This window comes from Sphingomonas sp. Ant H11 (assembly GCF_000797515.1).
Classification (GTDB): Bacteria; Pseudomonadota; Alphaproteobacteria; order Sphingomonadales; family Sphingomonadaceae; genus Sphingomonas.
Genome location: NZ_JSBN01000070.1, coordinates 18,820 through 38,732 on the forward strand (window position 1 = coordinate 18,820; position 19,913 = coordinate 38,732).

20 protein-coding genes, 1 tRNA gene and 3 pseudogenes are annotated in these 19,913 nt (G+C 64.6%); 5 read left to right on the forward strand and 19 right to left on the reverse strand.

Going from position 1 to position 19,913, the window contains the following annotated elements:
* The first annotated feature begins 169 nt into the window (after window positions 1–169).
* Window positions 170–496 (forward strand): conjugal transfer protein TraD, encoded by a 327-nt coding sequence (locus tag NW75_RS14035; protein ID WP_033965823.1) that lies wholly within the window; start codon window positions 170–172, stop codon window positions 494–496.
* A gap of 16 nt (window positions 497–512) precedes the next feature.
* The gene (locus NW75_RS14040; protein ID WP_033965824.1) at window positions 513–752 is read left to right on the forward strand and encodes a conjugal transfer protein TraD; all 240 of its coding nucleotides are present in this window, start codon (window positions 513–515) and stop codon (window positions 750–752) included.
* 25 nt (window positions 753–777) lie between these two features.
* Here NW75_RS14040 and NW75_RS14045 read toward each other — a convergent pair whose 3' ends face one another.
* From NW75_RS14045 to NW75_RS14060, 4 genes are all read right to left on the reverse strand, one after another.
* Entirely contained in the window at window positions 778–1,674 is an 897-nt protein-coding gene (locus NW75_RS14045) for an HNH endonuclease (protein WP_033965825.1), read from the reverse strand.
* Between the two features lie 53 nt (window positions 1,675–1,727).
* Entirely contained in the window at window positions 1,728–2,657 is a 930-nt protein-coding gene (locus NW75_RS14050) for a nucleotidyltransferase and HEPN domain-containing protein (RefSeq protein WP_033965826.1), read from the reverse strand.
* Window positions 2,658–2,728: 71 nt separating this feature from the next.
* Window positions 2,729–2,965 (reverse strand): RNA polymerase sigma factor, encoded by a 237-nt coding sequence (locus NW75_RS14055; protein ID WP_033965827.1) that lies wholly within the window; start codon window positions 2,963–2,965, stop codon window positions 2,729–2,731.
* Window positions 2,966–3,022: 57 nt separating this feature from the next.
* A complete protein-coding gene (locus NW75_RS14060; RefSeq protein ID WP_033965828.1) occupies window positions 3,023–4,783 on the reverse strand; it encodes a ParB/RepB/Spo0J family partition protein in 1,761 nt (586 codons plus the stop codon).
* Between the two features lie 506 nt (window positions 4,784–5,289).
* On the opposite strand from NW75_RS14060, the gene NW75_RS14065 reads away from it, so the two are divergent.
* Window positions 5,290–5,499 carry a helix-turn-helix transcriptional regulator gene (locus NW75_RS14065; RefSeq protein ID WP_033965829.1) on the forward strand — a complete coding sequence of 70 codons (210 nt, stop codon included), beginning with the start codon at window positions 5,290–5,292 and terminating at the stop codon, window positions 5,497–5,499.
* Window positions 5,500–5,704: 205 nt separating this feature from the next.
* Here NW75_RS14065 and NW75_RS14070 read toward each other — a convergent pair whose 3' ends face one another.
* The 10 genes and pseudogenes from NW75_RS14070 to NW75_RS24515 form a co-directional block, all read right to left on the reverse strand.
* Window positions 5,705–7,000, reverse strand: coding sequence for a tyrosine-type recombinase/integrase (locus NW75_RS14070; protein WP_033965830.1), 1,296 nt, complete (start codon window positions 6,998–7,000; stop codon window positions 5,705–5,707).
* Between the two features lie 155 nt (window positions 7,001–7,155).
* Window positions 7,156–7,231: transfer RNA gene (locus NW75_RS14075), tRNA-Val, on the reverse strand.
* Between the two features lie 85 nt (window positions 7,232–7,316).
* On the reverse strand, window positions 7,317–7,928 hold the full coding sequence (locus NW75_RS26640) for a hypothetical protein (protein WP_052192422.1): 612 nt from the start codon (window positions 7,926–7,928) through the stop codon (window positions 7,317–7,319).
* A complete protein-coding gene (locus NW75_RS26645) occupies window positions 7,867–8,310 on the reverse strand; it encodes a hypothetical protein (RefSeq protein WP_033965831.1) in 444 nt (147 codons plus the stop codon). The genes NW75_RS26640 and NW75_RS26645 overlap by 62 nt, the downstream gene beginning before the upstream one ends.
* Window positions 8,311–8,472: 162 nt before the next feature.
* The gene (locus tag NW75_RS14090) at window positions 8,473–9,372 is read right to left on the reverse strand and encodes a hypothetical protein (RefSeq protein ID WP_197057824.1); all 900 of its coding nucleotides are present in this window, start codon (window positions 9,370–9,372) and stop codon (window positions 8,473–8,475) included.
* A 57-nt stretch (window positions 9,373–9,429) separates the two neighbouring features.
* Window positions 9,430–10,890 (reverse strand): NAD(P)(+) transhydrogenase (Re/Si-specific) subunit beta, encoded by a 1,461-nt coding sequence (locus NW75_RS14095; RefSeq protein WP_033965834.1) that lies wholly within the window; start codon window positions 10,888–10,890, stop codon window positions 9,430–9,432.
* Window positions 10,891–10,998: 108 nt separating this feature from the next.
* Window positions 10,999–11,310 carry an NAD(P) transhydrogenase subunit alpha gene (locus NW75_RS14100; protein WP_033965836.1) on the reverse strand — a complete coding sequence of 104 codons (312 nt, stop codon included), beginning with the start codon at window positions 11,308–11,310 and terminating at the stop codon, window positions 10,999–11,001.
* A 139-nt stretch (window positions 11,311–11,449) separates the two neighbouring features.
* Window positions 11,450–11,728 (reverse strand): annotated as a pseudogene (locus NW75_RS23870) (endonuclease domain-containing protein); the annotation flags it as partial.
* Window positions 11,729–11,803: 75 nt separating this feature from the next.
* Entirely contained in the window at window positions 11,804–12,925 is a 1,122-nt protein-coding gene (locus NW75_RS14110; RefSeq protein ID WP_033965838.1) for an NAD(P) transhydrogenase subunit alpha, read from the reverse strand.
* A gap of 2 nt (window positions 12,926–12,927) precedes the next feature.
* Window positions 12,928–13,056: an aa3-type cytochrome c oxidase subunit IV gene (locus NW75_RS24515; RefSeq protein WP_086010570.1), complete on the reverse strand. Its 129-nt coding sequence runs from the start codon at window positions 13,054–13,056 to the stop codon at window positions 12,928–12,930.
* 211 nt (window positions 13,057–13,267) lie between these two features.
* Here NW75_RS24515 and NW75_RS14115 point away from each other — a divergent pair.
* Window positions 13,268–14,693 (forward strand): annotated as a pseudogene (locus NW75_RS14115) (sigma-54-dependent transcriptional regulator).
* Between the two features lie 89 nt (window positions 14,694–14,782).
* The gene (locus tag NW75_RS14120) at window positions 14,783–15,118 is read left to right on the forward strand and encodes a hypothetical protein (protein WP_033965839.1); all 336 of its coding nucleotides are present in this window, start codon (window positions 14,783–14,785) and stop codon (window positions 15,116–15,118) included.
* Window positions 15,119–15,153: 35 nt separating this feature from the next.
* On the opposite strand, the gene NW75_RS14125 is transcribed toward NW75_RS14120, so the two are convergent.
* The 5 genes and pseudogenes from NW75_RS14125 to NW75_RS14145 form a co-directional block, all read right to left on the reverse strand.
* On the reverse strand, window positions 15,154–16,038 hold the full coding sequence (locus NW75_RS14125) for a bestrophin family protein (RefSeq protein WP_033965840.1): 885 nt from the start codon (window positions 16,036–16,038) through the stop codon (window positions 15,154–15,156).
* Window positions 16,039–16,080: 42 nt separating this feature from the next.
* Window positions 16,081–17,138: pseudogene (gene folP, locus NW75_RS14130) on the reverse strand (dihydropteroate synthase).
* A gap of 106 nt (window positions 17,139–17,244) precedes the next feature.
* Window positions 17,245–18,384, reverse strand: a complete 1,140-nt coding sequence (locus tag NW75_RS14135; RefSeq protein ID WP_033965847.1) for a site-specific DNA-methyltransferase — start codon at window positions 18,382–18,384, stop codon at window positions 17,245–17,247.
* Window positions 18,385–18,613: 229 nt separating this feature from the next.
* Window positions 18,614–19,225: a ribonuclease HII gene (locus NW75_RS14140; RefSeq protein WP_033965841.1), complete on the reverse strand. Its 612-nt coding sequence runs from the start codon at window positions 19,223–19,225 to the stop codon at window positions 18,614–18,616.
* Window positions 19,218–19,913 (reverse strand): bifunctional hydroxymethylpyrimidine kinase/phosphomethylpyrimidine kinase (locus tag NW75_RS14145; protein ID WP_197057826.1); only part of this gene is annotated, 696 nt, incomplete at its 5' end. The genes NW75_RS14145 and NW75_RS14140, both read right to left, overlap by 8 nt.

Below are 19,913 nucleotides of genomic sequence, written 5' to 3' on the forward strand. Positions count from 1 at the left end.
CGATCGCCCATCTACTACCAATCGAGCACGTCGGCACGACGTATAAGCGCGCCCTCGAAAGATTTCATCTATCTCGGGACTGGGTGATCCCAAGAGATTTCAGCGCATTGCGACTGATCGAACAGAGCGATATCTGGTCCGTCCTCACCAAGCAATTGAGGATGATCCGATGCGCAAACCTCGCGACTTCGATGCCGAACTAAAGGCGCTCAGCGACAAGGCCAAGCTGCTGCGCGACCGCAAGCTGGTCCAGCTCGGCGAGTTGGTCCTAGCCGCCGGTGCCGATGCGCTGCCGGTCGAGCAGCTCGCCGGCGCATTGCTCGCCGCGGCTCAATCCAGCGACACCTCGACAAAGGAGGCGTGGCGCAAGAGCGGCGCTGCGTTCTTTCAGCGGACGGCGCGCGGGGCTGCGCGTGGCGCTGGTCGCGGTGCGAGCGGCGATGCGGCGAGCGACGGCAGCGCGAAACCGAATCCTGCTGGCCCGCGCGCGGCATGACACGCGCGATTGGCAAGTGAAGCGCCGCGAACGAACGCGCCATCTGATCGAGCTTGGCGGTCTTGTTGCGAAGGCGGAACTGGTCGAGCTGACCGAGGATGACCGTGCCGTGATCTTCGGTCTGTTGCTGGAGGCGGCCGCGAAGCTGCGGAGCGACGACAGATGCGGGCAATTGGCGCTGTGGCGGCGACGAGGAAGGCGAGCATTTGCCGGCGACGAAACAGTCGAAGCGGCACGCCCTTTTGCGCCACGTTGAAGGGTTGGTGAGCAAGCCTCCTGGGTCAGTGCTTGAAACAGTGTTCGCGGTGCCAGGCAAGGAAGCTCGGATGCGGCCGGTCCGCCGATCTCGCGGGAGGCGTGGCCAAGCCGGTGCGATTGACGAGCGAGCGAATCCCCTCGGCATCGTTCGCTTGGCGACTGATCACGATTTCCAGCTCGTCGGTCAGGCTGATGAGGCCGCGGTCGAACATCCAATGGACCGTTCCTGACAAGGCCAAGCCGTTGTTGACGATGTCGGGGCCGCCGCGCTCCACCGGCCGGATATGGGCGGCTTCGACTTCGGCCCTGCCACCGCCATTGATGAGTTTCAGCCCGGTGATGGCACAGCGCGCGTCATAGGCGGTGACGACGCGGCGGCGGAACAGCCGGTCCCGCACCAGCCGGGAACCGAGGTAAGCGACCCGGTCCCGCGCGACTTCGTGCAGGAACGGCGTGCGTTCCTCGTGAACTACATTGTCGGTTTCGTCATCGACACGCGGCAGAAAGTCGTCCCTCTCCGCGGTGCCAAGATCGACGATGCGATTGAAATCGGTAATCGAGAGCGGCCGAACGGCCGACTGTGCCCGACCGGAGACTTTTCCCGCGTCGTTGAGCACACCGCGTTCCGCCAGACCGAGCGGACCGTTGAACGGCACGGGGTTAATAAAATCCAGATAGGTCCCCGGCTCGATCAGCGCCAGATACATATCCGGCGCCGTTGGATCGGGTACGACCTGGGCAACCTTCGCGGTGGCAAAATAGCCGCGCGTGCCGTGGATTTTGCTTGGCTCATAATAGATGATCCAGTCGCCGACACAGGCGCTCACGCGGCTGAGATATTGCGGCGGAAACTGATATCGCTCGGCCGGGCTGTCGTCGTAGATCGAATCCGATCGATGAATGAAAACGCCCTTGCCCATTCGTCGCGAATAGCCGGTCAGCGCGAGCGATGAAACCGGCTGTTGGAAGGCGCTCAGCCAGCGTCGCGTGCGGTCGCTTCCAACTGGGCAATTCGCTCGGCGCAGATGACATGCACGACGCGGCCCAGTTCCTCGACGTGCTCGCCGAGCCAGACCAGCTCTTCCTCGCTGATCCGGTAGTGCTTCGAATAGCGCGCCTTCACATAGGCTTCCTTGAGTTTTTCGAACATGCCGCGCTGCTTGCGGTTGTCATTAGGCCAGACGTGCACGAGACGAATATCAAGCCGTTCGGCCTGTGCGCGTAGGAATCCCAGATTGTGAACGTGAGGGGTGTAGAATTCCACCACGAGAAGGACGCAATGCAGAAGGCTTTCCGTTGCTTGGTGCAACAGGAAGGCTGCCTTTTTCCAGTCTCCTTCCTGCATGTAGAAGCGATAACCTTTTAGAAAACTAGCTGCACTGGGTATCCACTCCTCGAAATACTCCCTCGCCATATCCAATGCCGCGTGCGGCGTCTTCGGCTTGGGCTGGTGCAGTTCACTGTCGTCGCTCTGGTAGAGCGCGATGCCGTCGCGAGCGATGTCCATGAAGAAATAGCGCCCGTGCGCCAGCCCGTCGTTCACCTCCTGCAGGGTGTGGACGATGAAATTGACCGGGGTGCGCAGCGTCCTGGTGACCGCGAGCTCGCGATTGAGCCGGTCCTCGGCGGTGGACCAGAACTCGACGCGGTCGGTGAGCTTGTCGTGGTTGACGATGATCAGCAGATCGAAGTCCGATTGATAGCCCTTGGCGGTGTGCGGCTCGTCCACCCAACCGCCCCGCGCATGGGAGCCGTAGAGGATGACCTTGAGGACGCGCGCCTGCTTCTTCCAGTCCGAGGTCGCAATGGCGACCGCGTCGCCGAACTCCTCGAACAGGATTTGGACGATACGCTCCAGCTCGCGCTGCTTGGCCCGGGGAAGATGGTCGAGGTCGGTACGCATGTCGGGTGATCCTATCCGAGCAATCGCGCAAAGCGAAGCCTCGCGGGGCCTTGCCCCGCGAGGCCAGTCTTTCACCAGAAGCGCCACCAGCATTTGGCCTTCCCATCGAGACGCCGTATCAAGTTCAGCAGCGCTTCGGCGAACAGGCGTTCGACTTCGGCAACGGTGAGGCCGGTTCGCTGTGCGATCTCCTCATAGCCGAGATCGTCGAAGCGGATCGCGCAGAAGATTTCGCGCTGGCACCGGGGCAATTTGCGGATCGCCTGTGCGAGCCGTTTCAGTCGTTTGGGGTCGGGATGCTCGGTCATGGGACATCTCCCACAAGGGCTGGGGAGCTGGCGGCCTTGCGGCCGCCAGCATCGGGATCACGCTGCCTGCCGAAGCGGCAGCGGCTCGGGCGTGACGGCGAGGCTCGCCACCTTCCCGGCGCGAGCGACGGTCGCGACACCGCCACGTTCGGTGTAAGCGCTTGGCGGAAATGTCATCCAGCGCGGAACCCAGCCCGCCACCTTGGCGCGTCCGTTCTCGCCGGTCAGGCAGTCGCGGACGATCTGGCGCTTGACCTTGCCCGTCGCGGCTTCGTTCGCGGCTGCGACGCTCTCGCCCGCCACGTCGGACAGCACCGCCCCGAGCACTTCGCGGTCGCGGATCAGGTCGAGCAAGGCGTCATCGGGCTGCCAGACCTTCGCCATGTCGGTGCCGAGCATCGGCCCGAGCACCTCGATCAGCGCGCTCCCTGCTTCCAAAGTCTCGCCCATGACGATGGCGACCACGTCGAACAGCGCCGGGTCGGGAAGTTGTAGCAAGCGGACGAACAGCCCTGCCAGCCCATGCTCGCCGTCATCGCCGCCGATGACTGTCGGCGCCTCGGGATCGAACCCGAGCAGCGCCAGCACTGCGCGCCGCTTCTCGTCGAAGATGGCTTCCGATGCGCATCCCTCGACGCTCTCCGCAATCACATCGCTGGCGGTACGCTGCGCCTCGGCGCGGACGTTCCAAAGCGGCGAGCCGACGATGACATGTGCCACCATGAGCCGCAGCGCGACCGAGGGCTGGTCGGCAAGTCCCGCCCTCACCGCCGCATGCCGGTGCAGATCGACATAGTTCTGGATCGGCACGCTGATCTCGGGACGGACCGGCTTCTCGACGGGGTCGGCCTGCCCCCGTTTCCGCGCTTCCTTGAGCGTCACATAGCCCTCGTGGATCGCCACATCGCCGCGACTGCTCACCGCGATGAACACCTTGCCGCCCTTGCGCTTGGGGGTGCGCTCATGCTCCCAGCTGTGGAACGCTTCGCCGGTCGGCATCACGATCACGTCGGACCATCCCGCTTCGCGATACGCCTCGGCCTTGGCCTCAATGGCAGCGGTCTGCGCGGTCCAGAACGCCGATGCATCGGCAAAGTAGCGCTCGTCGCCGAACAGATCGGACACGATCTCGCCCGTATAGTCCGCAACATCGAACAGCGCGGCGCTCACCGGGATCGACGCGCCGCCGAACAGCCACCCCTTCAATGCCTGCCCGCTCGGGCAATAGGCGGTCTCGTCGTCGAGCAATGCCAGCCAGTCGCGCTGCCGCGCCTTCGATGCGAGGGTCAGATGCCGAACGGTGGCCGCATCGATCCGCCCCAGCCGATAGAGCGAACGGATACGCGGGAGCAAATTGCCGAGTGCCAGCGTCCGCTTCACTTGCAGCTCGGTCAGCCCGAAGGTGAGCGCGATATCCTCCGGGGTCCGCCCTTCGCGGACCAGCCGGGTGAAGCTCTCCCACCGCGTCACTTCGTCCGGGTCCAGCCGAGCGATGTTCTCGATCAGCGAGGCTTCGAGCGCTGCCGCATCGTCCCCCGCCTCCATGACCGCGCACGGCAGCGGTTCGATCTCGCCACCCTCGGACGCGACCGCCAGCGCCGCATGATAGCGCCGCTTGCCCGCCACGATCTCGTAGCTGCCTGGGCTTCCTCCTTCGGCAAGCTCAGGACAGGATTTTGCCCGCACGATCAGCGGCACGAGCACGCCGCGCGCCCGCACTGACGGCAGAATGTTGGCGATGTCCAGGGTCTTGCCCTTGGCCCGCATGTTCACAGGCGACACGGACAGATGGGCGATGTCGATATGTTTGAGTTCCATGGTTCTCACTCCTTCAAAACACCGCACCCGGCGCCGGAATGGCGGGGGAGCGGCAGGAGCGGACCGGCAGGCCCGTCGGCACAGGCAGGCTGCACCCAACGGGCTGCAACGCAGTGGAAGGCCTGAGCGCAGCTCAGGTTGCGGCCTGCCGCGACGGGCCTAAGGGACAGCGACGCTCCCCCGCCAGATCGACGCCGGAGGCGCAAACGCCATCGCGCCCAAAGCGCGATGACCGCCGGATCGATCGCACGCGAGCGATCCTTCGTCAGAGATCGTCACCCCCCCGGGGCCGAGACGCCAAAGGCGACTCGGTGGCGCACAGCGCCATAGAGCTCGACCGCACGCCGCGCGGGACGGCACAAGCCCTATTGCTCCCTGACTTTATGGGGGCTGTTCGGGCCGGTCTGGTGCAGCCCGGTACATCTCGGCCCCGCCCCCCTTGCTCCAGCGCCCACGCCATCTCAATCCTGATCGCCATTGGATCACACGCGAACGAGGATCATGCCATGACCACCGATGCCCCCGACCGCATTCTCCGCCTCAATACCGTGCTCGACCGCACCGGCCTCAGCCGCTCCACCCTGTATCGCAAGGTCGACCAAGGGACCTTTCCCCCTCAGGTCCGCATCGCCGCTCGCTGCGTGGGATGGCGCGAATCGGCGATTTCCGATTGGCTGCACAATCCGATGTTTTACAGCGTCGAGGATAAAGCCTGATCGAGACGTTGCACGGGGCTTCAAGCGGACAAAATCATTGCGTTGGGCATGGGTGCCTGTCGCTTGCCTTCGAAACTGCACGGCCCGTATCGTCATCCGAGTGAACGCGTTGCTGGAACAATCGGCACGACGCAAGCCACATCGATCATAGCCGGAGGGGTGTCGGCACGATGGTCGCCGGATGTGCAAGGAAATCGACAAGACGCTACAGCCGCACCTGCCCGGCGACGAGTTGCTCTACGGGCAGCAGCCCTTGGATCAATAGCTCCGCCCATTCGATCGCCAACTCACGCCTGCGCGGCATATAAAGTGCGCGATTATAGGCCATCTCCGAGGCGGATAACCCTTTCGGTCTGTGCGCGAGCATCGCATCAATTATGGCACGGTCATCCGGGCGCTTCAAAGTGATCGCGCGCTCATTCATGATCGTAGAAAACGTCGCTCGCCATCCATGCGGAACATGCCGACCGCTGTAGCCATTGCGGAAATACATATAACCGATCGCATTTTCCGACATCGGCATTCGCGTGGATCTGATGCTCGGAAAGAGAAAATCGATCCTGCCCGTCAGGGGTCGCAGCGCGCGTAAAAGCTCCACGACCTGAGGCGGTAGCGGAACTAGATGCTCAAGCGCGTCCTCTTCCTTGTCCTGTAATTCCAGCTTCATCCGGTCAGGCGGGATCCTCCAGACGGCATCGATTGCCGGGGAAGTGGGCTCGTCCCAGCCTATCCCTTCGAATTCTACCCACTTCGCGGCGCGGACGACCCCTGGGCGAACGGCGGTCAGCGCAAGCAAGCGCGACGCAATCTTGGTTAAAGGACTCGAAGTGGACTGCTCCATATCTGCAAGAAGTTGCCGAGCATCCTCGATGGTTCGTAACGCAGGCTGCTTTCCTTTTTTGCCGATCGGTTTCAGCGCCCGACCGATCGTCGCAGCCGGATCAATATCGACGAGACTCTCGGCCATCCCATAGCAAAAAACAGCAGAAACGTGCTGCCGAATTCTTTTTGCCGAGTCGATCGCGCCGCGAGCTTCAACCTTCCGAAGCATGGCGAGCACGGTTGGACCGTCGATATCGATTAGGGGCAGCGCTCCAATGGCAGGAAATACATCGCGCTTGAATGCTTGGATAACTTTCTTTGCCTGGACGGGTGACCAACGCGCCCGCTGATCGTCGTGCCATTGGGTCGCCACACGCTCAAATGTTGCGCCCGCCGCCGCGTGAGCGGCCATCTTTCGCTTGCGATCTTCCAGAGCAGGGTCGCGATGTTCGCGCAGCAAGGCGCGCGCTCGATCACGTTCTGCACGGGCTTTCGAAAGCGACACTTCAGGGTATGGGCCGAAGACGAGCCGCTTCTCCTTGTCGGCAAAGCGATATTTCAATCGCCAGGATTTGAAGCCTGTTCGGGTCACATACAGGTAGAGGCCACCGGAGTCGGCCAGCTTATAATCTTTCTCGCGTGGTGCAGCTTTTCGCACCTGCAGATCGGTGAGTGACACGATGCCCCCTCCTCGTCGGTCAGTGCCCCCGAAATGCCCCCAGCCCAATTGCGCTTCAAGGGGAGTACATCGGAAGCGGTGGAACCAATGAATCCCAGAATTCCGAGGATTCTGCAAGGGGGTGAGACCCCGTGGCATCTCTTGAAAGGGTAAGATGGTGGGCGATGACGGGCTCGAACCGCCGACATTCTCGGTGTAAACGAGACGCTCTACCAACTGAGCTAATCGCCCGCGAACCCGCTTGCGGGAACGAAGAAGCGCCCTGTGCCATCACCCGGCCGACACTGCAAGCCTCCGCACCCACGCCGCCTTATGATTACGCAATGGCAGCGCCGATCCGTTGCACCGCCCCGACATAAGCGCGCATCGCCGTACTCGCGCGGGCGGACAGCGCCATATAGGCGCGGCGGCGATCGAAGGGGTCGGGCTGACGCTCGAACAGCCCGGCATCGGTGAGTTTGGCGATCCAGCGCAACGCGGTGGTCGGCGCAACGGCGGCGGCGATGCAGAGGCTGGAGACCGAGACCTGCGACCGCTCCAGCTCGGCGGCGAAGAGATCGAGCAGCATGTCCCATGCCGGGTCCTCGAACAGGCCGCCCGCAAAATGCTGGTCGCGCAAGCGCCGCGCGCGAATCGCATCGCGAATCTCGCGCGCGGTGATATCGGGTGCGGCTGCCGCGCTTGGAGCCGGGCCGCGATAGCGCATGCCATGCTCGCCGACATAGCCCGCCTCCCGCGCGGACTCGCGTCCGGACTCGCTCAACGTCGGATCGGCTACATCCCCCGCCAACCGCGCCAGCGTCTCGGCGATTCGCGCGACCTGCTCGTGCAATTGCCGCAATCGCTCGGCTTCAGCCTCACGGCCACTATCGCGGACCCCGCCAGCGCCGCCGCCCGCGACGATCACGGCAGCGACATATTCGGCCATCGTCGGCGCGCATAACAGCTCGATCCCGGGGGGCCGCGAGCGCCGCCGAAATGCTGTCGATCTGCTCGAAATCGAGCACGATGATGACCCGTTGGCCCCCGCCCCGGGCGAACGCGTCGAGCAAGGGCAGGACCACCGCAAGCTCCGCCTCGCCCACTCCGCGGGCGTCCGCCACGACAATTCCCGCCGATCCCGGCTGATTGAGGCGCTCGGTGGCACCGCGCCAGTCGGTCCACGCCCGGCTCCCGCCGCGAACGGCGTCGAACACCTCCTCCACAGCCGCGCGGTGCCGCTCTTCTACGATCGCCAGAATATCCGGGGTCCGGTGCCAATCCGCGCTGGTTGGGAACGTTCCCCCGGTCGCTCGTCCATCGTCGCCCATCGCTGCCGCTCCGCTACGCCGGGCTAGCGCCGCGGCTAAGTACGCAAATTACGTATTACCCGCACAGCGGAACAGCGAAAGCCGACCCATTTCGGGGGAAAAGCCCGGCCAAAGCTGCGTATTTGCGTAACTTTGCTCCGTAACGGAGCAAAGCCTCAGCGCTCATTCGTAGACGGCAGCGATGTCGGCAAAGTCATCCTCGCGCAATCCGGTCGCCGCCGCGCCCGCAACACCCGCCGCCAGCGTGATCCAGAGCGTCATCAGCACCGCACCGAGCACCCAGCCCAATATGGTCAGGACGGTAATCGCCCCGAATTGCTGCTCCATCTGGTGCCGCTGTGCGGCCTGCACCGCCTCGGGGCGGAAGCCGCCCTGTGCCATCTCCGCAATGTAGCTGCCCTGGGTAATAGCAAGCACCACCACCGAGACCACGGTCACGATCAGCCCGACCACGAAATAGGCCCCGAACAGCGTCCAGAACCGTCCCTTGGTCAGGTTCCACGATTCGCCGATCATGATCTTGCCGCGCTGCATCGTCAGCGCGAAGGCGAGCGAGAAGCGCACATAGAAGAAGATCAGCACCGCAAACACGATCAAACCAAGAAGGACGAACACCGGCACCGCCGCTGCGCGCGCCGCAACCGCCACCACACCGCCGATCACGCCAATCACCAGCGCCAGCAGCACGTACAGCAGGAAGAAGCCGACCGAGAGCACCAGCGCCACCAGCACCATACGCACTTCGTCCATGCCGAGACGCAGATAGGCAAAGCCGCTTTCCGCCGGGCGGACAGCGGCGCGCAACGCGGCTGTGTACAGCACCAGCAGGCCGATCATCAGCAGCAGGTACAGGCCGAACATCTGGCTCATCCCCGCCATCATCAGCGCGGGATCAGGGGCAGCGCCTGCTGCCTGCGCCGCCAGCGTCCCGGCCATGATCGGCCGGAGCGCCAAAACCACAGCAACGTTCATCACCAGATACAGACCAGCCCAAACCGCCACCGCACCGATCCGCTCCCGGATCAAGCGAAAGCCACCGCCGATAATATCGCCAACCGTCACCATCGCCCAAACCCCCGTTCGCGTTTCAGATCAAAAGCTTGGCGGAAGGATGCTGCCTTAGTCCAGCGATTTGACGATCTCTTCGACCATCTTCTTGGCGTCGCCCAGCAGCATCATGGTGTTGTCCATGTAGAACACGTCATTGTCGACGCCGGCATAGCCGACCCCTCCCATCGAGCGCTTGATGAACAACACCGTCTTGGCCTTGCCCACGTCGAGCACGGGCATGCCGTAGATCGGCGAGGTCTTGTCGGTCTTGGCTGCCGGATTGGTCACGTCGTTCGCGCCGATCACGAAGGCGACATCGGTCTGCGCGAATTCGCTGTTAATGTCCTCCAGCTCGAACACATCGTCATAGGGCACGTTTGCTTCGGCCAGCAGCACGTTCATGTGGCCCGGCATACGCCCGGCCACGGGATGGATCGCATATTTCACGCGCACGCCATGCGCCTTCAATTTGTCGCCCATTTCGCGCAACGCATGCTGCGCCTGGCTGACCGCCATGCCGTAACCCGGCACGATGATGACCTGTTCGGCCTGTTCGAGCAGGAAGGCGGCGTCCTCGGCCGATCCGCGCTTCCACGGCCGCTGTTCCTTGGGCGCGCCGCCCGCCGTCGCGGTTTCGCCGCCAAAGCCGCCCGCGATCACGCTGAGGAAGCTGCGGTTCATCGCCTTGCACATGATGTAGCTGAGGATCGCGCCCGACGATCCGACCAGCGCGCCGGTGATGATCATCGCGGTGTTGTGCAGCGTGAAGCCCATCGCCGCCGCCGCCCAGCCCGAATAGGAGTTGAGCATCGACACCACGACCGGCATGTCCGCCCCGCCGATCGGCACGATCAGCAGGAAGCCGATTGCGAAGCTGAGCACGGTGATCGTCCAGAATACCCACGCGCTCTGGTCGATGGTGAAATAGCCGACCAGCCCCAGGATCGCGGCGAGCACGCCGAGGTTGATCACATGCCGCCCCGGCAACAGGATCGGCGCGCCGCCCATATTGCCGTTGAGTTTCAGGAAGGCGATGACCGAGCCGGAGAAAGTGATCGCGCCGATCGCGACGCCGAGGCCCATTTCGATGCGGCTTTGCGGGAAGATCAGGCCATCCACGGCAATGCCGAACGCGCCCGGATTGAGGAACGCCGCGCATGCCACCAGCACCGCTGCCAGGCCGACCAGCGAGTGGAAGGCGGCGACAAGCTGCGGCATGTCGGTCATCGCGATCTTGCGCGCCGTGGTGATGCCGATCGCCGCGCCGATGCCGATTGCTGCGAGGATTTCGATCAATGTCAGGCCGTCAACGTGCGCGATGAAGCCCAATTGACCGAAGTCTTGATAATCTTTGAAAGGCACATGCGTCACCAGCGTCGTCACCACCGCAATGGTCATGCCGATGATGCCCATGCGGTTGCCGCGCTGGCTCGTCGCCGGGCTGGACAGCCCGCGCAGCGCGAGGATGAAGCACACCCCCGCGACGAGGTAAGCGAGCGATGCCCAGGGATTGACCGTTATCTGTTCCACTTGCCTTCAACCCCTTACCGTCACCCCGGCCTTGTGCCGGGGTCCACCGCGCCATCAGCCCCGGCGTCAGTGGATGAGTGGACCCCGGCATAAAGCGGGGTGACGAAATCAATGTTTGGCGGCCGCGCTCGGCACCTTCTTCTTGTACATGGCCAGCATCCGCGCGGTGACGGCAAAGCCACCGAAGATGTTGACGCTCGCCAGCACCACCGCGAGCAGCCCGAGCCATTTCGACGTCGCCCCGCCCTCACCGATCCCGGCCGCCGCCGCGGCGATCAGCGCCCCAACGATAATGACCGAGGAAATCGCATTGGTCACCGCCATCAAGGGCGTGTGTAGGGCGGGGGTGACCGACCACACGACATAATAGCCGACGAAACAGGCCATCACGAAGATCGAAAGGATCGAGATAAAGTCCATATGCTGTCCTTAATCCTCCCCGGCACGGGGGAGGGGGACCATTTGCCACTTCCGGCAAATGGTGGAGGGGGCGTGCCACAAACGCAACGATCGCATCCGCAGCGGCGTCAGGATCCGCAAGCACGCGCTGTGCCGAAACATGCACGACGCGAAGGCCATTTTCCCGAAGAAACGCATCGCGCGCCGCATCGCGATCCGGCCGACCGGCGCGATTATGCGCTTCGCCGTCGATCTCGACGACGGTCGTCACCGCCGGGCAGTAAAAATCCACGACATACGGCCCAACCGGATGCTGCCGCCGAAACTTCAGCCCCGTTTGCTGCCCCCGCAACCGCTGCCATAGCAACGCCTCCGGCAGGCTAAGGTCACGCCGCAATTTTCTGGCAATGGCCACTTCCGGGCGGACCACGCGCGGCACGCCCCCTCCACCGTTCGCTGAATGCGCACGGTCCCCCTCCCCCGTTCCGGGGAGGATCGGAGGGCGTCAGCCCGTTCACCCCAACAACCGCGCGTTGACGATCTTGCCGCCCTGCGTCAGCCGGATCGCATCGCCGATCTCGGCATCGAGCACGGGCTTGCCCGCCTCCTTGTCCCAGAAGGCGCTGAGGAAATTGAACAAATTGCGCGAGAACAAGGCCGAGGCATCCGCCGCCAGCCGCGACGCGACGTTGCGGTGGCCGACGATCGACACGCCGTTCACCACCACGGTCTCGCCCGCCACCGCGCCTTCGACATTGCCGCCGCTTTCGACCGCGAGATCGACGATCACCGACCCCGGCCGCATGCTCGCCACCTGCGCCGCCGAAATCAGCCGTGGCGCGGGGCGCCCCGGGATCAGCGCGGTCGTGATGACAATGTCCTGCTTGGCGATGTGCGACGACACCAATTCGGCCTGCGCCGCCTGATATTCGGGGCTCATCTCACCGGCATAACCGCCCGAGCCTTCGCCCTCGATCCCCGCGACGCTTTCAACGAAAACGGGCTTGGCCCCAAGCGACAGGATCTGCTCCTTGGTGGCCGAGCGCACATCGGTCGCAGAGACCTGCGCGCCCAGGCGCCGTGCGGTGGCGATCGCCTGCAATCCGGCAACACCCACGCCCATCACGAACACGCGCGCGGCAGAAACGGTGCCCGCCGCCGTCATCATCATCGGAAAGGCGCGGCCATAGACGCCGGCTGCATCGAGCACCGCTTTGTAGCCTGCGAGATTCGACTGCGACGACAGGATATCCATCGATTGCGCGCGGGTGATGCGCGGCATGAATTCCATCGCCAGCGCTTCGAGGCCCGCTGCGGCATAGCCATCGATCCGCGCGCGGTCCGCAAAGGGGTTGAGCGCGGCGACCAGCCATGCGCCCGGAGCGACACCGCTCAGCGTATCGGCGGCAGGCCCCTGCACGCCCAGCACGATTTCGGCCCCCGCCAGCGTGGCCGCGCGGTCGGCAACGCTTGCGCCCGCTGCGGCATAATCGGCATCGGCGATCGAGGCGGTCAGCCCCGCGCCACTTTCGACCGCGACGCTCGCGCCGAGCGCGATGAATTTTTTGACGGTTTCCGGAGTGGCGGCAACGCGGCGCTCGCCCTCGGCGGTTTCACGCAGGACAGCGATCTTCACGCTTATTTGCCCGAGATCAGCCACACCACCACGAACGCGATGATGAAGCACGCGATCGCACCATATTTCAGGACAGCAATGACCTTTTCATAGGTCGCGCGGTGAACTTGCAGCTCGCTATCGGCAGCCATCGTTTCTCCCCTCGAAGATCCGGGGTTACCCCCGCTTCGGACCCGTGCTTAGCCCGCACAGCCTGGCCCCTCAACCCCCCTTACATTTGTTACAGGCGCGCGTGCCATCGTGCGACTTTGTCCCACCCGTCCCATGACGGGGCGTTTAAGCCCGCTTTCATACCTTGTCGCTATGGCTGGCGGCTGGATTTGGCACGCATTGGGGTAAAGCATGACGCGCAACGGACAGCGCCTGCTGATGTTGATCGACGACGAACCCGCGCAGCGCCGCCTCGTCGCGGCGATCGCGGCGCGGCGTGGCTGGCGCGCGGTGTTCGCGGCCGACGGCGAAATGGCGATCGCAATGCTGGGCACGCCGGACGGGATGCAGCTTGATGCCGTGTTGCTCGACCAATGGGCTCCCGAGGCCGATCCGAGCGCGCTGATCGACGAAATCCGCGCCCGCCGCCCCGATCTGCCGTTGTTGCTGCTCACCGCCAATGGCTCGGTCGCACAGGCCGTCGCCGCAATGCGCAGCGGTGCCACCGATTTTCTGGTGAAACCGCTCGCGCCCGAACGGCTGCTTGGCGCGCTCGACGCGGCGGTCGCGGGCAAGGCGGCGGGTGAATTGCGACCATTGACCGAAAAAGATCCCGGCGCTGCTGGCGTTTGACGAGATCGTCGGTTCCGCGCCGGATTTCCGGGCCGCGCTCGCCATCGCTGCCAAAGCGGCGCGGGCGCGCGTGCCGGTGCTGCTGGAGGGCGAGAGCGGCGTCGGCAAGGAAGTCGTCGCCGAGGCGATCCATGCCGCGTCGCCGCGCAACAAGAAGCCGATGGTCGCGGTCAATTGCGGTGCCTTGCCGCCCAACCTCGTCGAATCCGAGCTGTTCGGCCATGAAAAGGGCGCGTTTACCGGCGCGTTCGAGCGCAAGATCGGCCGCTTCCAACTCGCCGATGGCGGGACGCTGTTCCTCGACGAAATCGGTGAAATGCCGCTCGATGCGCAGGTCAAATTGCTGCGCGTGCTGCAATCGGGCGAGATCCAGCCGATCGGCGCACGCCACGTCCGCGAAGTCGATGTTCGCGTCATCGCCGCCACCAACAAGCGCTTGATCGAGGAAGTCGAGGCCGGGCGCTTCCGCGAAGACCTCTATTACCGCCTCAACGTCGTGCAGGTGACGATCCCGCCTTTGCGCGAACGCACCGGCGATATTCCGGCGCTCGCCCGCCATCTGCTCGCGCGGATCGCGCAACAGCCGGGGTTGCGCCAGCTTGGCATCACCGACGATGCGCTCGCCTTGCTGGGACGGTATGACTGGCCCGGCAACGTGCGCCAGCTCCAGAACGCCTTGTTTCGCGCCGCCGTGCTGTGCGACGGATCGGCGCTGACCCGCGCGGACTTCCCGCAGATCGCGGCGCTTGGCGGGCAGCGCCACACCACGCCGACCCCGGTGCCGATGGCGACCAGCGGCGGCGTCACGCTGTTCCATGCCGATGGCAATTTGCGCGCGCTCGAGGAAATCGAGGCCGATGTCATCCGCCTTGCGATCGGCCATTATCGCGGGCGCATGACCGAAGTGGCGCGACGGCTCGGCATCGGCCGCTCGACGCTGTACCGCAAGCTTGGCGAATTGGGGATCGACAACGCCGCAGCCTAACCGCGCCTGTACGATCGCTTCACCGCAAATTCAGGGCCGATGCGGAAATATCCGCAGCGCTGTGTGTTACAGCGTCGAGGAGATTACCCATGTCGAAGAAATCCGTTTTCGCGGCGCTGGCCGCGCTCTCGCTGGTCCCGGCGGCCATGCCGACCATGGCCGTCGCGCAGGATCGTGACGACCGTCGCTATGATCGTCGCGACGATCAGCGGACCTATCGCGGCGAGGACGGCCGTTATTATCGCTGCAAACGCAGCAGCGGCACCACCGGAGCAATCGCCGGTGGCGTTGGCGGCGCGGTCGCGGGCAATGTGCTCGGCGGCGGCGTGCTCGGCACGCTGGCGGGCGGCGTTGGCGGTGCCCTGCTCGGCAAGCATCTCGACAAGAAGCATGACGCGGCACAGAATCGCAAGAACGGCTGCTGATTGTGGTGGGGCGGTAGGCGACTACCGCCCTTTTCCTACCAGAGGATCCCTTTGACGGGACGCATCGGTTCGGGGGCTGGATCGCCCAGCGCTTGCAGCAAGTCGATCTCGATCGTGCGGCACATCGCGCTCAGCGGCACGTCGTGCACGGTATTGGCGAAGGGATCGACCAGATCGTCGCCAATGCGCAGCACCGCGAGGAACATCGCCCCCGCCACGGTCGAACCGATCGGCGTGGCAAATTCCAGCGTCTCGACCAGCCCGATCGGCAGCAGCACGCAGAACAGCCGGGTGAACAGCTCGGGGAAGAAGCGGTACTGATTGGGCAAAGGCGTGTTCTTCAACCGCTCCATCCCGCCTTGCGCGTTGGTGATATCGACCAGGATCCGCTCGATCGCCGCTTGTTGCACCGTGTCGATCCAGCCGAGCACGCGCGCATGGTCGATCCGGCGGCCGGTGCCGTCGAGGATGCCATTGGCGGTGTTGGTGCGCGCGAGCGAGGGCTTGGCTTCGTCCGGGGACAGGAAGCGCTCTACCTCGGGCCTGGGGTCCTGCCGCCGCAACTGACAGCGCAGGACGTTCACATAAGTCACATGACGCAGGATGATCGCGCGCTGCAGATCCCGCCCTTCGGCGTCGGGCAGATAACTCCGCACCGTTCGGGCAAGGCTGCGCGAGGCGTTGATCATCGCGCCCCACAGCACGCGCCCCTCCCACCAGCGCTGATAGGCCGAGGTGCTGCGAAAGCCGAGAAACAGCGCCAGCGCCGACCCGAACAGCGTCAACGGCAGCGACGGCGCGTGGAACGGGAGCAAATAATAGCCCCCCGTCACCACCACATCCCAGACGAACAGCACGAGCAGCGGTCGCCACACCTCGGCGAAAATCTGGCGCAGGCGCGGGCCGGAATCGATAATCATGGGCGTCTTCCCTCCAACCTGACGGCTGGGTTAGCCGTGCCGCTAGCGTCCGACCAGTGCCCGATCGCGCAAGCCACGCCAGACGCGCACTGCCTGCGCCGTCTCCGCGACATCATGCACCCGCAGCAGCTGCGCGCCCGCCGCCACCCCCGCCATCGCCAGCGCGATCGATCCGCCCAGGCGCTCGCGCGCGGGCGCTTCATTGGACAGCGCGCCAATCAGGCGTTTGCGGCTGGCACCCAGCAGGATCGGACAGCCAAGGCCGTGCAACAGCGCAAGGCCATTGATCAGCGCGAGATTGTCCGACAGCGATTTGCCAAAGCCAATGCCGGGGTCAACGAGGATCCGGGAGCGGTCCACCCCACCCGCGACCACCGCCGCAATCCGCGCCTCGAGCCAGTCGAACACCTCGAGCAGCACGTCCCGATAGCCGACACTGCCATGGCGCCCTTGGCCGGATCGGGCGAATGCATCAGCACGACCGGGCATCCGGCCTTCGCCACCACCTCCAGCGCGCGATCATCCCACAATAACGCGGCGACATCGTTGACGATCGCCGCGCCCGCGCCCAGCGCCGCTTCCATCACGCCCGCCTTGCGCGTATCGATCGAAACGAGCGTTCCGCTGCGCGCGAGGCGTTCGATCACCGGCACGACACGCGCGATCTCATCGCCTTCCCACACCGTCGCGGCCCCGGGCCGGGTCGATTCGCCGCCGACGTCGATCAGCGCCGCGCCCGCCTCCACCATCGCCACGCCCGCACTGGCGGCGGCGGCCGGATCGTCATGAACTGCGCCGCCATCCGAAAAACTGTCGGGCGTCACATTGAGGATGCCCGCAACCATCGGCTGATCGAAGCGCAACGTCCGCTCGCCCAGCACCAAAGGCGCGCGCGGCGCGGTGATCGCGGCGTGGAGCGAGGCAGCACGCTCGTCGCGCAGCAGCGGGCCAAGCTCGGCCACCGGCACGGTGCGCCGCCGCCCGTCCTCAATTACCTCATAAGCGGAGAACCACAGCATCCCGCCCGCCAGCCGCGCGACCGCGCCGTCGCGATCCACCGGGGTATCGACAAACTGGATCGGGCGGAGGTGGAGGGTCATAGTACGTCACCCCGACTTGTTCCGGGGTCCACCGTGGTGCCATCCCCGCGCGATGTTCTTTGCGGCACCGTGGATGCCGGAACAAGTCCGGCATGACGGTGTGCGGCTAAGGCTGGGTCGCCAGCAGATAGGTCTGGCGCAGCACGTCGATCGGCTTCAGCCCCTCGGGCGTTTCATAATGCCAGAAGGTCCAGCCGTTGCAGGCGGGCGCGTTCTGCAGCGTCGAGCCCAATTTGTGGATCGACCCGACCGCGCCGCACACGCTTTCCAAACTGCCATCGGCGCGCACCAGCGCGCGGTGGCGGCGCTTGGCATCGCACAGCACATGACCCGCCGTCAGATACCCATTTTCGACCAGCACGCCGAACGCCACCTTGGGCGCGGCCTTCGGGCTTTGCATCGTCTTGAGCGAGGATTCATCCAGCGGCAGCGCCGCAGCGATGCGTTCGCGCGCGGCGGCGATATAGTCGTCCTCGCGCTCGATCCCGATCCAGCGCCGTCCGAGCCGCTTGGCGACCGCGCCGGTCGTGCCGGTGCCGAAGAACGGGTCGAGCACGACATCGCCCGGCTTGGTGCAGGCAAGCAGAATGCGATAGATCAGTGCCTCGGGCTTCTGCGTCGGATGGACCTTGACCCCGTCCTTCTTCAGCCGCTCCTGCCCGCCGCACACCGGAAATTCCCAGTCGCTGCGCATCTGCAATTCGTCGTTCAGCGTCTTCATGCTGCGATAGTTGAAGGTGTATTTGGCCTTCTCGCCCATCGACGCCCAGATCAGCGTTTCATGGGCGTTGGTGAAGCGCGTGCCCTTGAAATTGGGCATCGGGTTGGCCTTGCGCCACACGATGTCGTTGAGGATCCAATAGCCCAGATCCTGGATCGCGGCACCGACCTTGAAGATATTGTGATAGCTGCCGATCACCCAGATCGCGCCATTGTCTTTCAGGATCCGCTTCGCCTCGACCAGCCATTCGCGCGTGAACTTGTCATAGGCGCTGAGCGAATCGAACTTGTCCCATTCGTCGGTCACCGCATCGACATGGCTGCCATCGGGCCGCGACAGGTCGCCGCCGAGCTGCAGATTATAGGGTGGATCGGCGAAGATCAGGTCGACCGATTTGGCCGGCAACGCGCGCATCGCGGCGATGCAATCCCCCTGCAGGATCTGGTCGAGCGGCAATTCGGCCATCGGCACGCGCGGCACCGTGTCGAGCTTCGTCCCGACCCTGATCTTTTCCAAAACGCCCATCATGCCCGCCTTTATTCGCTGTCGCGCGCATCCCTGCGAATGTGGGGACTCCCGTCAAGCGAACATTGGTTAACGAAAACCTCTGCCAAATCGTTAACAAGGCGGAACATTTCGGGAAGCAGGGCAGATGTTGAGTCCGGAGTTATCCACAGGCCCAACCGCTGGGGTGTCGCCGCGAGGACTCACTTGCGATAAAAAAAGATGGCCCCGGAACGAATTCCGACCCGAATCACACCAGCAGCGTTTCCCGCGCGCGATAGGCCTCCGCGACCGGCGCGAAGCTGCGGCGGTGGAGCGGACACGGGCCATGCTCGCGCAGCGCGCGCAAATGGTCGGGCGCGCCATAGCCCTTGTTGCTGTGCCAGCCATACTGCGGATGCGCCTCGGCATGCGCGAGCATGATTGTGTCGCGGGTATGCTTGGCGATGATCGAGGCGGCAGCGATCGACAGGCTGATCGAATCGCCCTTGACGATCGGGGTCGCGGCAAAGCCCCATTTGGGCAAGCGGTTGCCATCGACCAACACATGCCCCGGCGCGCAGCCAAGCGCCTCCACCGCCAGCGTCATCGCCTTCATCGTCGCCCAATAGATGTTGAGCGTGTCGATCTCCTCGGCCTCGACAATCCCGATCCCGACGATCGCGCAGGCACGCAACCGGTCATGCAGCCGCGCGCGGTCGGCATGGGCCAGCTTCTTCGAATCATCGATACCGCGTGGGATACCCTTGGCCGGCAGGATCACCGCGGCGGCAACCACCGGCCCAGCCAGCGGCCCGCGCCCGGCCTCGTCCACCCCGGCGACAGGCGCAAGGCACAGTTTCTCGTGTTTCAGGCTAGGCATCGCGCAAGCGCCATGGCGGATAGCGGCGGTTTTCGCCAGCTTGATAGAGGCAGACCGCATTGCCTGCGGGATCGCGCAACCGCGCCTCGCGCCAGCCCCAGGGCTGGTCGGTCGGCGGCTGGTCGAACACCACCCCCGCCGTCTGCAAGCGCGCGACTTCGGCGTCGAGATCGGCGCATTCGAAAAACACTGTCGGTTCCGCGCCTTGCTCGATCGACAGCGTCGCGCCGCCCGGTGCCTCGAACCGCGCATAATGCGCATCGTCGGTGGCAACGATCTGGGTAAGGCCGAGCGTGCGGTAGAAATCGCACGAGGCAGCATAATCGGACAGACCGAGCGTGATCTGGTTGAGCCGCCGCTCCGGCCCGATATCGAGCCGCACCGCCTGATGCCCCATTGGCCCATGTCCGCCGCCAAGGCCGGGGGCATCGTGCAAGGCAAGCCGAACAAAGTGCCGCGCGCCAGCAATCGCTGCGGTTAGCGACTGCCCCTGTGCCAGCAAGGTCGCGATCGCCGAGGCGAGCGTGCAGCCGGTACCGTGCGTGCTGCGGGTTTCGATTCGCGTGGCAGACCAGGACGCGACCTCGCCTTGGGGGCCGATCAACCGATCGACGATCTCGTCCCCTTCGCCATGCCCGCCTTTGACGAGCAAAAATCCCTCTCCCAGCGGGAGAGGGAAGGGGCCCAG

Bases quoted from the DNA above. Each gene is read 5' to 3' on its own strand.
- NW75_RS14050 (WP_033965826.1), bottom strand. From the start codon at position 2,657: ATGCGTACCGACCTCGACCATCTTCCCCGGGCCAAGCAGCGCGAGCTG.
- NW75_RS24515 (WP_086010570.1), bottom strand. From the start codon at position 13,056: ATGGCTGCCGATAGCGAGCTGCAAGTTCACCGCGCGACCTATGAAAAG.
- NW75_RS14055 (WP_033965827.1), bottom strand. From the start codon at position 2,965: ATGACCGAGCATCCCGACCCCAAACGACTGAAACGGCTCGCACAGGCG.
- NW75_RS26645 (WP_033965831.1), bottom strand. From the start codon at position 8,310: ATGGGCGACGATGGACGAGCGACCGGGGGAACGTTCCCAACCAGCGCG.
- NW75_RS14100 (WP_033965836.1), bottom strand. From the start codon at position 11,310: ATGGACTTTATCTCGATCCTTTCGATCTTCGTGATGGCCTGTTTCGTC.
- NW75_RS14140 (WP_033965841.1), bottom strand. From the start codon at position 19,225: ATGCCTAGCCTGAAACACGAGAAACTGTGCCTTGCGCCTGTCGCCGGG.
- NW75_RS14065 (WP_033965829.1), top strand. From the start codon at position 5,290: ATGACCACCGATGCCCCCGACCGCATTCTCCGCCTCAATACCGTGCTC.
- NW75_RS14125 (WP_033965840.1), bottom strand. From the start codon at position 16,038: ATGATTATCGATTCCGGCCCGCGCCTGCGCCAGATTTTCGCCGAGGTG.
- NW75_RS14045 (WP_033965825.1), bottom strand. From the start codon at position 1,674: ATGGGCAAGGGCGTTTTCATTCATCGATCGGATTCGATCTACGACGAC.
- NW75_RS14035 (WP_033965823.1), top strand. From the start codon at position 170: ATGCGCAAACCTCGCGACTTCGATGCCGAACTAAAGGCGCTCAGCGAC.
- NW75_RS14120 (WP_033965839.1), top strand. From the start codon at position 14,783: ATGTCGAAGAAATCCGTTTTCGCGGCGCTGGCCGCGCTCTCGCTGGTC.
- NW75_RS14060 (WP_033965828.1), bottom strand. From the start codon at position 4,783: ATGGAACTCAAACATATCGACATCGCCCATCTGTCCGTGTCGCCTGTG.
- NW75_RS26640 (WP_052192422.1), bottom strand. From the start codon at position 7,928: ATGGCCGAATATGTCGCTGCCGTGATCGTCGCGGGCGGCGGCGCTGGC.
- NW75_RS14135 (WP_033965847.1), bottom strand. From the start codon at position 18,384: ATGGGCGTTTTGGAAAAGATCAGGGTCGGGACGAAGCTCGACACGGTG.